Origin of the sequence: Streptomyces sp. NPDC050418 (assembly GCF_044458745.1) — a bacterium.
Taxonomy (GTDB): Bacteria; Actinomycetota; Actinomycetes; order Streptomycetales; family Streptomycetaceae; genus Streptomyces.
Genome location: NZ_JBITIG010000001.1, coordinates 797,655 through 810,813 on the forward strand (window position 1 = coordinate 797,655; position 13,159 = coordinate 810,813).

Here is a 13,159-nt window from a genome sequence, read left to right on the forward strand (position 1 = left end):
TCCTCGTCGGCGTTGCTTCCCTGCGAGCTGACGGTGCAAGAAATCGTGACGGATCGAACATGCTAACGGAGCTCGCCTCACACCTGTGAAGCGCCTGTGCCGTGAGCCGACCCCCGTGACACGGGCTCACACCCGGATCCGCCTTCCGTGCCACATCGCGCGGCACCCGTCTCCGTACTCCGTCCTGATCCCTGTCCCCCCGATGAACGATCGCCGTCTCCCCGATGAACTACCAGATCCTTGTGGGGTGGGCGAAACCGTGGGGAGAGCCTCTGCACCATTACGCGCCACATCGGCTGCACGGCCGGCCAGGACGGCGCGACTGTTCCGGCAGATCAGTTGGATCAGCCGGAGTGCCCCTACTCCGGGCGAAACCAGTCCGAGACCTTTTCGCCCTTGGGCACCTGATTGCAGGCGGAGGCTACCGTCACCTCCATCTGGGAGGGGTTCTCGCTGCGGCCGCGCCGGTCCTGCAGCGTGATGCTCAGGGAGAATCTCTTCTTCGTGTGGTTGGCCATCAGCTCCAGGCTCTTGGCCTTGCTGCTGTCCGGTCCGTAGCTGACGATCTCCCAGCCCTGCTCGGGCAGTTCACGCTTGAGCCGCCGCATGGCCTCCTGCATCTTCGGCACCGGAACGCCCAGAAAGCTCCAGGGATGGTTGACGCGGTAGAACTTGTCGAAGTCCATACCCGTGCATTGGTGCACCGCGGGACCCGATCCACCGGTCCTGCCGCGCAGACCTATGGTGTCGAGGATCCGGCTGGAGAGGTCACCGGTCTCCTTGAGGACGACCTTGGTGCTCTTGACCTCAGGCGTGTAGTCGAGGTCATCGCCTGTTCCGAGCATGCTGCTGCATCCTGTGAGGGTGAGGGTGAACGCTGCTGTCAGGGCGGCTACTGAACTGCGGTTAATCGAGCTTCACCTCATCGGGTTCGCCGACGATCACTGCGGCTTGATTCTTCAGGCTGAGGGAGTTGGGGTCCCAGTAGCCGCCGTGATCGGCGGCGTCCGACTGCATGATGCTGGCACCGAACTCCGGCGTAGTGGGCAATAACTGTGCCCGAGCACTGTGTTGTGACTGGCGCCCTGACTGCCCTGTGGCGGGCAGGCGCGATGACCGCCCCAGGCGCGACCGCTTCCGACAGAGCAGGTCGAGCCTCCGCCGCGCTCCAGGTGAGAGGCGCAGTACCTGGACGGCACCGCCTCACCCCCTCATCGAGCCGATCACGAGGCGCGAGGCCTCAGAAACGACGAAGTGCCGGTGAGTCTCATGACTCACCGGCACTTCGTGAACGCTTCGGGATGATCTCGCGAACGTCCCATCTGTGTCCGAGGGGGGACTTGAACCCCCACGCCCGATAAAGGGCACTAGCACCTCAAGCTAGCGCGTCTGCCATTCCGCCACCCGGACAAGGTGTCTGCCGGTCGCGGGGTGTTCCCCGCGGCGACATGGACAACAATACCAAGGTTTCGGAGCGCCTTTCACCTGCATATACGGGTGCCGGTGAGGGCTGCGCAGGGCGGCGGGGCCATGCGCAGCCCTGCGCAGCCGGTCGGTCACCCAGGGTGAGAAACGGGAGGTGTGGGGGTCAGGGCATCAGGTGGTAGTCGGGGAAGTTGCCCGGGATGCGTTCGCCTGCCGGGCCCTGGGTGACCGAGCGGACCAGGAGCTCTCCGCCGACGAAAGCGCCGCGCCAGGAGGCGCCGAAGCCACCGAAGAGTTCTTCGCGGTCACCGCGGGAGCGAGGCTTGCCGTGGCCGACCTTGAAGGCGCGGATCTGCGGGGCGAGGCGGTCGTAGGTCGCCTTGTCGTCGGTGGAGAGGGTGGCGACGAGCGCGCCGTTCGAGGCGTTCATCGCGGCGAGCAGTTCCGCCTCCGTGTCGACCAGGACGATCGTGTCGACCGGGCCGAACGGTTCCGCGTGGTGGAGCGGGGAGGAGGGCGGCGGGTTCAGGAGGGTGACCGGGGTCAGGTACGCGGAGGTGTCCTGACCGGGGAGGAAGTGGCCGTCGGCGAGGGAGCCCCGGTAGAGGGGGACGGCGCCGCGGTCGATGGCCTCGGCGACCTGGTCGGCCAGTTCCTTGGCCTTGGCCGCGTTGATCAGCGGGCCGAAGTCGAGGGACGGGAGGTCGTCGGACGGGTCGGCGACCGCGAGGGGGTGGCCGATGCGGATGTTCCGGACAGCCGGGAGGTACGCCGCGAGGAAGTCGTCGAAGAGTTCACGCTGGACGACGAAGCGCGGGTACGCGGTGCAGCGCTGCTTGCCGTAGTCGAAGAGCTTGGGGATGACGGCGGAGAGGGACGGCCAGTCCGTGAAGTTCCAGATGCCCCAGGTGTTGAGTCCCTCCTGTTCGAGGTTGTGGCGCTTGCCGAGGTCCGCGACGGCGGTGGCGACGGCGGCTCCGGTGTCGCGGCCGCCGACGAAGGAGACGCAGCCGATCTCCGGGGAGCGGACGAGGGCCTCGGAGAGCTCACCGCCGCTGCCGGAGACGAGGGTGACGGGGATGCCCTCGCGGTGGGCGAGCGCGCAGGCCAGGGTGAGGCAGGCGACGCCGCCGTCGGTGGGGGTCTTGGCGATCACGGCGTTGCCGGCGAGTGCCTGCACCAGCATCGCGTGGACCAGGACCGACATCGGGTAGTTCCAGCTGGCGATGTTGGACACCGGGCCGTCGAGCGGTCCGCGGTCCTCCAGCATCGGCTCGATGTTGTCCACGTACCAGCGCACGCCGTCGATCGCACGGTCGACGTCGGCCTGGGCCAGGCGCCAGGGCTTGCCGATCTCCCAGACCAGCAACAGGGCGAGCAGCTCGCGGTGTTCGGTGAGCGCGTCGAGGGTCGCGGCCACCTTCGCGCGCCGCTCGTCCAGCGGGACATGCCGCCAGGCGCGGTGCTGGTCGAGCGAGGCGCGGACCGCGGCCTGCGCAGCCTCGGAGTCGAGGCGGGGCGGGCCCGCGATGGGGCTGCCGTCGATGGGGCTGGTGGCCGGCAGCGCGCGGCCGTCGGCGTGCCAGGTGCCGTTCCACAGATTGCGGACACGGTCGGCCTCGAAGGCCTCGGGGGCGACGGTCCGGCAGCGCTGCCAGGCGTCGCTCCACGAGGTTCCGGGCTTGAGGGTGAGGGTGGTGGTGGGAGTGGTGTTGAGGGACGTTGCCATGAAGGGTCTCCGCTCACGGTGCACAGTCGGGGCGGGGGGATATGGCGCTCGCTACCTGACGGTAGGGCGTGGTGCGGCAACACTGCTGTGGCCGGGGCCACTTGGGGCATGCCCAGGTGACCCCGTGCCGGTCAGCGCTCGGTGTCGAGCGCCTCGAGGACGAGGCGAGCCGTCTCGGAGGGGGTGGATCCCACCCGTACGCCGACGGCTTCGAGGGCTTCCTGCTTGGCCTTGGCCGTGCCGGACGAGCCGGAGACGATGGCGCCGGCGTGGCCCATGGTCTTGCCCTCGGGGGCGGTGAACCCGGCGACGTAACCGACGACGGGCTTGGTGACGTGCTCCCGTATATACGCGGCCGCACGCTCCTCCGCGTCGCCGCCGATCTCACCGATGAGCACGATGAGCTCGGTGTCCGGGTCCGCCTCGAAGGCTTCGAGGCAGTCGATGTGCGTGGTGCCGATGACGGGGTCGCCGCCGATGCCCACGCCGGTGGAGAATCCGATGTCCCGCAGCTCGTACATGAGCTGGTACGTGAGCGTGCCGGACTTGGAGACCAGGCCGATGCGGCCGGGCTTGGTGATGTCGGACGGGATGATGCCCGCGTTGGACTGGCCGGGGGTGATGAGGCCCGGACAGTTGGGTCCGACGATGCGGGTGCCGCGCTCCTTCGCGTACGCGACGAAGGCGACGGAGTCGTGGACCGGGATGCCCTCGGTGATGACGACCGCGAGGCCGATTCCGGCGTCGGCTGCCTCGATCACGGCGGCCTTGCAGAAGGCCGGGGGCACGAACACGATCGTGACGTCGGCCCCAGTCGCCTCCATCGCCTCGCGTACGCCGCCGAAGACGGGGACGACGCGGTCGTCGAAGTCGACGGACTGGCCCGCCTTGCGCGGGTTGACGCCGCCGACCACGTTCGTACCGGCCGCAATCATGCGGCGGGTGTGCTTCATGCCCTCGGCGCCGGTCATGCCCTGGACGAGGACCTTGCTCTCCTTGGTCAGAAAGATGGCCATGGTCTGCTCCTGAGTCCTGTGGGTCGTGGCTACTGCGCGGTGGCGAAATCGGCGGCGCGCTGTGCGGCGCCGTCCATCGTGGGCTGCTGCTCGACGAGCGGGTGGGAGTGGGCGTCGAGGATGGCGCGGCCCTGCGCCGCGTTGTTGCCGTCGAGGCGTACGACGAGGGGCTTGGTGAGGTTGACCTCGCCGAGCGCCTGGACGATGCCGTCGGCCACGGCGTCGCAGGCGGTGATCCCGCCGAAGACGTTGACGAACACGGACTTCACGTCGGGGTCGGACAGGATGACGGAGAGGCCGTCGGCCATGACCTGGGCCGAGGCGCCGCCGCCGATGTCGAGGAAGTTGGCCGGCTTCGCGCCGCAGCCGGCCACGACGTCGAGGGTGGACATGACCAGTCCCGCGCCGTTGCCGATGACGCCGACCTGGCCTTCGAGCTTGACGTAGTTGAGTCCCTTGGCCGCGGCCCTGGCCTCCAGCGGGTCGTCGTGCGCGGATTCGGTGTCGCCCCAACGGGCCTGCCGGAAGCGGGCATTGTCGTCGAGGGTGACCTTGCCGTCGATGGCCATCAGCCGGCCGTCCTTGGTACGGACGAGTGGGTTGACCTCGACGAGTACGGCGTCCTCCTTGGTGAGGACCGTCCACAACCGGACGAGGATGTCGGCGCTCTCGGGCGGCAGTTTCGCCGCGGCGGCGATCTCCGCGGCCTTCTCCTTCGTGACGCCCTCGGACGGGTCGATGTGGATGCGCGCCACCGCGTCGGGCCGGGTCGCGGCCACCTCCTCGATGTCCATGCCGCCCTCGGCGGAGGCGATGGCGAGGAACTGGCCGGCCGCGCGGTCCAGCACATAGCTGACGTAGAACTCGTCCTCGATGTCCACGGGCTGAGCCAGCATCACCTTGTGGACGGTGTGGCCCTTGATGTCCATACCGAGGATCTGACGTGCGGTGATCTCGGCCGCCGCAGCGTCGGCGGCGACCTTGACGCCGCCCGCCTTGCCGCGGCCGCCGGTCTTCACCTGCGCCTTGACGACGACCTTGCCGCCGAGGCGTTCCGCGCACGCGCGGGCCTCCTTGGCAGTGTCTGCTACTTCCGCGTTCGGCACCAACACGCCGTAGTCCGCGAAGAGTTCCCTGGCTTGGTGCTCGTACAGGTCCAATTTCGGCTCCTGACTCGAAAGTGCCGCACGCCCCCTGGACACCACCCACCGGATGCGGGATAACAAGCTTCATACAGTATTCGTCGACTGTATGCAATCTACCGCGACAGCACTGATGCGCTGCTCACGGCCGCTTTTCCTACGGGCCGGTGTGGCGCCATCTCCTTGGGGAGAGAAGGGAGTTCGCCATGCCCTACGGCGTGACAGCAACGCTCGGCACCGACGGGCGGCGGCTCGCCCAGGCCCTCGACGGCCAGGGTGAGGGCGCGACCTTCGAGGGCCGAGACGCGGATCGGGACATGGACCGGGACGTGGACCGGGACGCGCAGCTCGCCTACGCCTTCGGCCGGGCGCACTTCACCCCCACTCCCCCGGCGGACGACCAGGGCACGGCCCACGACGTCGACCCGGTGGCGGTCGAGAGCCTCGCGCATCTGCTCGCCCACGCCGAACAGCCGGTCATCGTCCTGAGCCCTCAGGTCTGGACCGCCCGGGCCACCGACGCGGCCATCGACCTCATCCGCACGGTGGGACTTCCCGCCTACGCGGACGGAGCCGGCCGCGGCACGCTGCCACCTGGCGACCCGTACCTCTTCCAGCACTCGCGGGCGTACGCCTTCGCAGGCGCCGATGTGATTCTCGTCGTCGGTGCTCCTCTCGGAATGAACGACTTCCGTGTACGGGACTTCCGCGCCGGGTACGGCAGGCGACTGGCTCCGCACGCGACGGTCGTCCAGGTCGACCCGGGTACGGCGGGCAGCGCCTTGCGCGCCCTCGCGCAATCCGCCGCGCGCCGCGCCGGCGACCCGCGCGCGGACCGGGCGGCGGCACGGCGCGAGGCATGGCGAGACGAGCTGCGGACCGCCGAACGGACCGCGGAATCCCTGTGGTTGAGGCATCTGGCCTCGGATGCTTCCCCTGTACACCCCTTTCGTCTGCTCGCCGAGATCGATCAGTTCCTCACCGAGGAGTCGGTGTTCATCGCCGACGACCCCTGGTCGGCCGAACTGGCCGGCCGGCTGGTGCAGCCCAAGACTCCCGGGCACTGGATGGACCCGGGCCCGCTCGGCACCTCAGGTGTCGGCATCCCGTTCGCGCTCGCCGCACAGCACGGCGGCACGGACCGGGAATGCGTCGTGCTGCTGCGCGACGCTCCGTCCACCACGGCGACCCGCGGCCTCCCGGCCCTGGTCCGCCACCACCTCCCCGTCATCGGGGTCGTCGCCCACACGGGCAGCGCCCCCTTCGTCCACCACGCCCGCGCGCTGGGCGGTCACGGCGAGGACGTCCGGGATCCCGCCGCACTCCGCCCCGCACTGGACCGCGCCCGCGCCACGGGCGGCCCCGCACTGGTCGGCGTACGGATCGACCCGGACGCGTACCTCCCCGGATCCGTGAACCAGCCGACGTACGAGAGCGAACCGAGCGACAAGCCCCACCAGACCGACGAACTCAGGAACCAGTAGAGGAGCGCTGTGCCATGACGACACAGACGAAGGCACTGGACGGCGTCCGCGTCCTCGACATGACACACGTCCAGTCCGGGCCATCGGCGACGCAGCTGCTCGCCTGGCTCGGTGCGGACGTGGTCAAGTTGGAGGCCCCGACCGGAGATATCACCCGTAAGCAGCTACGCGATCTGCCCGATGTCGACTCCCTCTACTTCACGATGCTCAACTGCAACAAGCGGAGCATCACCCTCAACACCAAGACGGAGCGCGGCAAGGAGATCCTCACCGAGCTGATCCGCCGCTCGGATGTGATGGTGGAGAACTTCGGTCCAGGTGCGGTGGACCGGATGGGCTTCACCTGGGAGAAGATCCAGGAGATCAATCCTCGTATCGTCTATGCCTCCATCAAGGGATTCGGCGAGGGCCCGTACACCAACTTCAAGGCATACGAGGTCGTGGCTCAGGCCATGGGCGGCTCGATGTCCACCACGGGCTTCGAGGACGGCCCCCCGCTGGCGACGGGGGCGCAGATCGGCGACTCGGGGACCGGCATTCATGCCGTCGCCGGGATTCTGGCGGCGCTGCTCCAGCGGGAGAGCACCGGTCGGGGGCAGCGGGTCAATGTGGCCATGCAGCACGCCGTGCTCAACCTCTGCCGGGTGAAGCTGCGCGATCAGCAGCGCCTGGCCCATGGCCCGCTCGCTGAATATCCCAACGAGGACTTCGCGGACGAAGTTCCCCGCTCGGGAAATGCGTCCGGCGGCGGCCAGCCGGGCTGGGCGGTCAAGTGCGCGCCGGGCGGCCCGAACGACTGGGTGTACGTGATCGTGCAGCCCGTCGGCTGGAAGCCGATCTCGGAGCTGATCGGCCGGCCCGAGCTGGCCGAGGACCCGGACTGGGCGACGCCCGAGGCGCGCCTGCCCAAGCTCAACAAGATGTTCCAGCTCATCGAGGAGTGGAGTTCGACGCTGCCCAAGTGGGAGGTGCTCGAAAAACTCAATGCACACAACATCCCGTGCGGTCCGATTCTCTCCACCAAGGAGATCATTGAGGACGACTCACTGATCGCCAACGAGATGGTCGTCAAGGTTCCGCACCCCGAGCGAGGCGAGTTCACCACGGTCGGCTCTCCGCTGAAGCTGTCCGACTCCCCCGTGGACATGAAGAGTTCGCCGCTGCTCGGTGAGCACAACGAAGAGGTCTACGTCGGCGAGCTCGGGCTCGGCGACGAGGAAGTCCGTCTGCTCAAGTCGACTGGAGTGATCTGAAGTGATGGCCGAAGACCGTGCGCTGACGGTGCGGGCGCTGCTCGATGCCGTACGCGCCGAGGGGCGCAGCACTCTCACCGCGCCGGAGGGCAAGGTGATCGCCGATGCGTACGGCATCGCTGTACCCGGCGAGGAGCTGGCCCGTGATGTCGACGAGGCGGTCGCCGCGGCGGCGCGTTTCGACGGACCGGTGGTCCTGAAGATCGTCTCCCCCGACATCCTGCACAAGACCGACGCCGGCGGTGTGATCGTGGGCATCGAAGGGGCCGCAGACGTGCGGGCCGCCTTCCACAAGATCATCGACAACGCCAAGGCCTACAACTCCGCGGCGAAGATCGACGGCATCCAGGTCCAGCAGATGCTGCCGCCGGGCCAGGAAGTCATCGTCGGTGCCGTCACCGACCCGACGTTCGGCAAGGTCGTGGCGTTCGGGCTCGGCGGTGTGCTGGTCGAGGTCCTCAAGGACATCACCTTCCGGCTCGCTCCGGTCGACGCCGACGAGGCGCAGACCATGCTCGACTCGATCAAGGCCGCGGAGATCCTGCGCGGAGTGCGCGGCGCGCAGCCCGTCGACCGCTGGGCGCTCGCCGAGCAGATCCGGCGGGTCTCCGAACTCGTCACGGACTTCCCGGAGATCGTCGAGGTCGACCTCAACCCGGTGATCGCCACACCCGAGGGTGCGATGGCCGCGGACATCCGTGTGATCCTCACGGACGAGAAGCCCAAGCAGCGCCGTCAGTACGGCCGGGACGAGATCCTGCGCTCGATGAAGCGCCTGATGCAGCCACGTTCGGTCGCGGTGATCGGTGCCTCCAACGAGCAGGGCAAGATCGGCAATTCGGTCATGCGCAACCTGATCGACGGCGGGTTCGCCGGCGACATCCACCCGGTGAACCCGAAGGCCGACGACATCTGCGGCCGCAAGGCGTACAAGACGGTGACCGATGTACCGGGCGAGGTGGATGTGGCGGTCTTCGCCATCCCCGCCAAGTTCGTGGCCTCGGCGCTCGAGGAGGTGGGACGCAAGGGCATACCGAACGCGGTCCTGATCCCCTCCGGCTTCGCCGAGACCGGTGAACACGAACTGCAGGACGAGATCGTCACGATCGCCGAGCGCCACGGCGTACGGCTCCTCGGGCCCAACATCTACGGCTACTACTCGACGTGGCAGGACCTGTGCGCCACGTTCTGCACGCCGTACGACGTGAAGGGCGGTGTGGCCCTCACCAGCCAGTCCGGCGGTATCGGGATGGCGATCCTGGGCTTCGCGCGGACGACGAAGACCGGTGTGTCGGCGATCGTCGGGCTGGGCAACAAGTCGGACCTGGACGAGGACGATCTGCTCACCTGGTTCGGCGAGGACCCGAACACCGAGTGCATCGCGATGCACCTGGAGGACCTCAAGGACGGGCGGGCGTTCGTCGCGGCCGCGCAGGCGACCGTGCCGAAGAAGCCGGTCGTCGTCCTCAAGGCGGGGCGTACGGCGGCCGGCGCGAAGGCTGCCGGTTCGCACACCGGGGCGCTCGCGGGCGACGACGCGGTGTACGACGACATCCTCAAGCAGGCCGGCGTCATCCGGGCCCCCGGGCTCAACGACATGCTCGAGTACGCCCGGGCGCTGCCGGTCCTGCCGACGCCCAAGGGCGACAACGTCGTGATCATCACCGGCGCGGGCGGCAGCGGTGTGCTGCTGTCCGACGCGGTGAGCGACAACGGACTGACCCTGATGGAGATTCCGGACGATCTCGACGCGGCCTTCCGGGAGTTCATCCCGCCGTTCGGTGCCGCGGGCAATCCCGTGGACATCACCGGCGGCGAACCCCCCTCGACGTACGAGGCGACGATCCGTCTCGGACTCGAGGACCCGCGCATCCACTCCCTGGTGCTCGGCTACTGGCACACGATCGTCACGCCTCCGATGGTGTTCGCGGAGCTTGTGGCGCGCGTGGTCGCCGAATACAAGGAGCGCGGCATCGAGAAGCCGGTCGTGGCGTCGCTCGCGGGCGACGTCGAGGTCGAGGAGGCGTGCCAGTACCTCTACGAGCGAGGGGTGGTGGCATACCCGTACACGACCGAGCAGCCGGTGGCCGTGCTCGGCGCGAAGTACCGCTGGGCGCGGGCGGCGGGCCTGCTGCAGTAATCACGACCTCCGATAAGGACTTCCGGAGAAAGCCTCCGGAGGAACTCGGCGCCAGGTGCCGGCCCTGCTGTCAGGGCGGGTCCGGCACCTGGGCGTACCGCCGGTAGCACTGGCAACATCCGCAACATCGCGCAGAGATGGCACAACCAGCACCGCGAGACGACGGGCGCCACCGCGCCCTGTCGCTTCGGCACCACAGCACCACAGCACAACCGAAAGAGATCAGGCAGGGGGCGCTGTCCGGATTCTCTCGACGCAAGGGGTGCAACACGCTGTGACAACCACCGATATGCCAAAGGTCGCTCCCTACCGGGAACTGACCGACAAGAACGGACGCGTCTATCGCGTCGGCGAGTCCGATATCGACATCATGGGCCGCAAGCGGAAGTGGATGGTCATCCTTCCGTGGATCGGCATGATGGGAATTTCCTCCGCGGAGTATGCGTTCGCCTCCGCTGAGGACACGCTGCACGAGGCACACGCCTGGTCCAGCACCAGCATCTACTGGATGCTGACGGTCTGGGTGTTCTGTCAGGCCGCGGTCGCCTTCCCGGCGGGCAAGCTCCGTGAGTCCGGCAAGCTGCCGGCGCGCTGGGCGATGATGCTCGGCGCGGCCGGCACGTTCATCGGCTATCTGTCGCTGGCCTACGCGCCGCACGTCATGATCGCCGTCATCGGGTTCGGCATGTTCAGCGGCATGGGCGCGGGCATGGTGTACGCCACCTGCGTCAACATGGTCGGCAAGTGGTATCCGGAGCGCAAGGGCGGCAAGACCGGCTTCGTCAACGGCGGTTTCGCCTACGGGTCCGTGCCCTTCGTATTCCTCTTCCACGGCTACATGGACGCGAGCAACTACCAGTGGGTGCTGGTGTCGGCGGGTGTGTTCCTCGCCGGGATCGTCGCGTACGCCGGTTTCTACTTCCAGGACCCGCCGCGGAACTGGTGGCCTTCCGAGGTCGACCCGCTCAATCCGCCGGACGACCCGCGTGCGGCCCGTTCGCTGCAGAAGAACCCGCCCGCGGTCAAGCAGATGACGCCCGGTGAGGCCTGGAAGACCGGCCGTGTCGCGGTCATGTGGGTCTGTCTCGCCTTCACCTCCGGCGTCAACATCTTCGGTATCTCGTTCCAGGTCGACATCGGTAAGTCCGCCGGATTCGCCGCGGGCATCGTGGCCACGGCCATGTCGCTGAAGGCCATCGTCAACGGCACCGGCCGTGGCGTCATCGGCTGGCTGTCCGACCGGTACGGACGAAAGCAGTGCCTGCTCTTCGTCTGTATCGTCCTCGGCGCTTCGCAGTTCGGCATCATCTGGTCGGCCGATGCCGCCAACCTGCCCATGTTCCTTGTCTTCTCGGCCATTTCCGGCTTCGGCGGCGGCGCCATCTTCCCGATGTTCGCTGCGATGACCGCCGACTACTTCGGTGAGAACAACAACGCCTCCAACTACGGCATGGTCTACAGCTCGAAGCTCGTGTCCGGTCTCGGCGCCGGCATGGGTTCCGTCGCGGTGACCGCCTGGGGCCTCAACGGCGCCTTCACCCTGGCCGGCACCCTTTCGTTCGCCGCGTTCTTCATCGCCCTGTTCCTCAAGGCACCCGGACGCGACTACAGGGGGCGTCTGGTCAAGGCGAATCCGCAGCCGATCAGCCGGGAGGCCGAGTAACACCCGGAAGTTCACTCTGCACACTGCTGCGCATTGCCGCACGTCAGGGCCCGCCCGCTCCCCAAGGGCGGGCCCTCCGCGTTCTTGCTCCAGTCTCCCATTGAGATTGCATACTGTCTACTATTTCCAGGTGGTGCACGGGGAAGCCCCTGGCCAACAGCGGCCAGGGGCTTCGGAGTTGCGGTCCGTCAGTCGCCGCAGCGCTCCCGCAGCGAGTGCAGGTGCGCGCTGGACTTGCGGGCGAACGCGAAGGACTCGACCGGGTTGTCGTGCTCGACCTGCCAGTGGTGGTAGCGGCGGCCGTTGTGCGACCTGCGGGTCACCTCCGAGAGGAAGGTCTTGTAATCGATGTCGCCGTCGCCGACGTCCGACATGCGGTAGCCGTACGTGTTGGCCGGGTCCTTGATGCCGTCCTTCACGTGGAACAGCGGGTAGCGGTGGGGCTGCTTGAGGACGTAGCGCAGCGGGTCGAAGGGCCGCGGGGTGCCGTCGACCTGCTTCGAGAAGCGGAACTGGCCCGCGTACGCCCAGAAGATGTCCATCTCCAGGAAGACGAGGTCGGGGTCGGTCTCGGCGAGGAGCACGTCATAGAGGCGGACGTTCGGCTTGTCCGAGGCGAACATGAACTCCTCGGAGTGATTGTGCTGGTAGAACTTCATGCCGCGCTTCTTCGCCGCGGCGCCGTACGTGTTGAACTCCTCGGCCGCGCGCTTCCACGCGTCGACCGTGTCGCCGTAGCGGAACGGGCCCGAGGCGGTGCCGATGTGCTTGAGGCCGAGCGCCTGCGCGTCGTCCAGGACCTTGTTGAGGTTGGTCGCGAAGGTGTAGGCGTTCGGGTCGTTGGAGTAGTAACCGACGTGGCTGCCTATGGCGTTGAGGCCGTGGTCACGGGTGAGCTGCTTGAGCTGGGCCAGGGTGATGGCGCCTGCCGAGCCCTGGGTGTAGCCGGCGTACTCGACCTCGTCGTAGCCGTACTTCTGCAGCTCGGCGAAGACGGGTGCGAAGCCGAGCGTGGAGACCTTGTCGCGCAGGCTGTAAAGCTGGATGCCGAGGCGGCCCTCGGGCAGGACCTTGCGTCCTCGGCCGTGCTGGTGGCCGGGCGCGGTCTTCGCGTCGGCCGCCGCGGCCGGGTTCGCGGCCGCGGCGCCGATCAGCGCTGCCGCGGTGGTACCGGCGGCCACACCGAGGACATTGCGTCTGCTGAGCCGCTGGGCGAGTTCCGGATCCTGCGGAGTACGAGATGTGCGGGCCATGCGGGAACTCCTTCGTTTGCAAGCGCGTTGGAATCGATGACTGGCTTTCGCGGG

General features: G+C 68.0%; 9 protein-coding genes and 1 tRNA gene. 4 read left to right on the forward strand and 6 right to left on the reverse strand.

The features are described from left to right. Nucleotides 1–359 precede the first annotated feature (359 nt). The 5 genes from ACIBI4_RS03615 to sucC form a co-directional block, all read right to left on the reverse strand. Nucleotides 360–845 carry a hypothetical protein gene (locus ACIBI4_RS03615; protein ID WP_399201873.1) on the reverse strand — a complete coding sequence of 162 codons (486 nt, stop codon included), beginning with the start codon at nt 843–845 and terminating at the stop codon, nt 360–362. A 480-nt stretch (nt 846–1,325) separates the two neighbouring features. Beyond that, a tRNA-Leu gene (locus ACIBI4_RS03620) sits at nt 1,326–1,410 on the reverse strand. 178 nt (nt 1,411–1,588) lie between these two features. Continuing rightward, on the reverse strand, nt 1,589–3,154 hold the full coding sequence (locus ACIBI4_RS03625; RefSeq protein ID WP_399201874.1) for an aldehyde dehydrogenase family protein: 1,566 nt from the start codon (nt 3,152–3,154) through the stop codon (nt 1,589–1,591). A 131-nt stretch (nt 3,155–3,285) separates the two neighbouring features. Further along, a complete protein-coding gene (sucD, locus tag ACIBI4_RS03630; RefSeq protein ID WP_399201875.1) occupies nt 3,286–4,170 on the reverse strand; it encodes a succinate--CoA ligase subunit alpha in 885 nt (294 codons plus the stop codon). A 29-nt stretch (nt 4,171–4,199) separates the two neighbouring features. Continuing rightward, nucleotides 4,200–5,330 (reverse strand): ADP-forming succinate--CoA ligase subunit beta, encoded by a 1,131-nt coding sequence (sucC, locus tag ACIBI4_RS03635; RefSeq protein WP_399201876.1) that lies wholly within the window; start codon nt 5,328–5,330, stop codon nt 4,200–4,202. Nucleotides 5,331–5,518: 188 nt separating this feature from the next. Here sucC and ACIBI4_RS03640 point away from each other — a divergent pair, with 188 nt between their 5' ends. From ACIBI4_RS03640 to ACIBI4_RS03655, 4 genes are all read left to right on the forward strand, one after another. Then, nucleotides 5,519–6,796 carry a thiamine pyrophosphate-dependent enzyme gene (locus ACIBI4_RS03640; RefSeq protein WP_399201877.1) on the forward strand — a complete coding sequence of 426 codons (1,278 nt, stop codon included), beginning with the start codon at nt 5,519–5,521 and terminating at the stop codon, nt 6,794–6,796. A 14-nt stretch (nt 6,797–6,810) separates the two neighbouring features. After that, the gene (gene frc, locus ACIBI4_RS03645; protein WP_399201878.1) at nt 6,811–8,049 is read left to right on the forward strand and encodes a formyl-CoA transferase; all 1,239 of its coding nucleotides are present in this window, start codon (nt 6,811–6,813) and stop codon (nt 8,047–8,049) included. A 4-nt stretch (nt 8,050–8,053) separates the two neighbouring features. After that, nucleotides 8,054–10,189 carry an acetate--CoA ligase family protein gene (locus ACIBI4_RS03650; RefSeq protein WP_399201879.1) on the forward strand — a complete coding sequence of 712 codons (2,136 nt, stop codon included), beginning with the start codon at nt 8,054–8,056 and terminating at the stop codon, nt 10,187–10,189. A 274-nt stretch (nt 10,190–10,463) separates the two neighbouring features. Then, the gene (locus ACIBI4_RS03655) at nt 10,464–11,852 is read left to right on the forward strand and encodes an OFA family MFS transporter (protein ID WP_399201880.1); all 1,389 of its coding nucleotides are present in this window, start codon (nt 10,464–10,466) and stop codon (nt 11,850–11,852) included. Nucleotides 11,853–12,040: 188 nt separating this feature from the next. Here the strand turns inward: ACIBI4_RS03655 and ACIBI4_RS03660 are convergent, their stop codons facing one another. Then, complete coding sequence (locus tag ACIBI4_RS03660) at nt 12,041–13,105, reverse strand: sugar phosphate isomerase/epimerase family protein (protein ID WP_399201881.1); 1,065 nt, start codon at nt 13,103–13,105, stop codon at nt 12,041–12,043. Between the last annotated feature and the right edge of the window lie 54 nt (nt 13,106–13,159).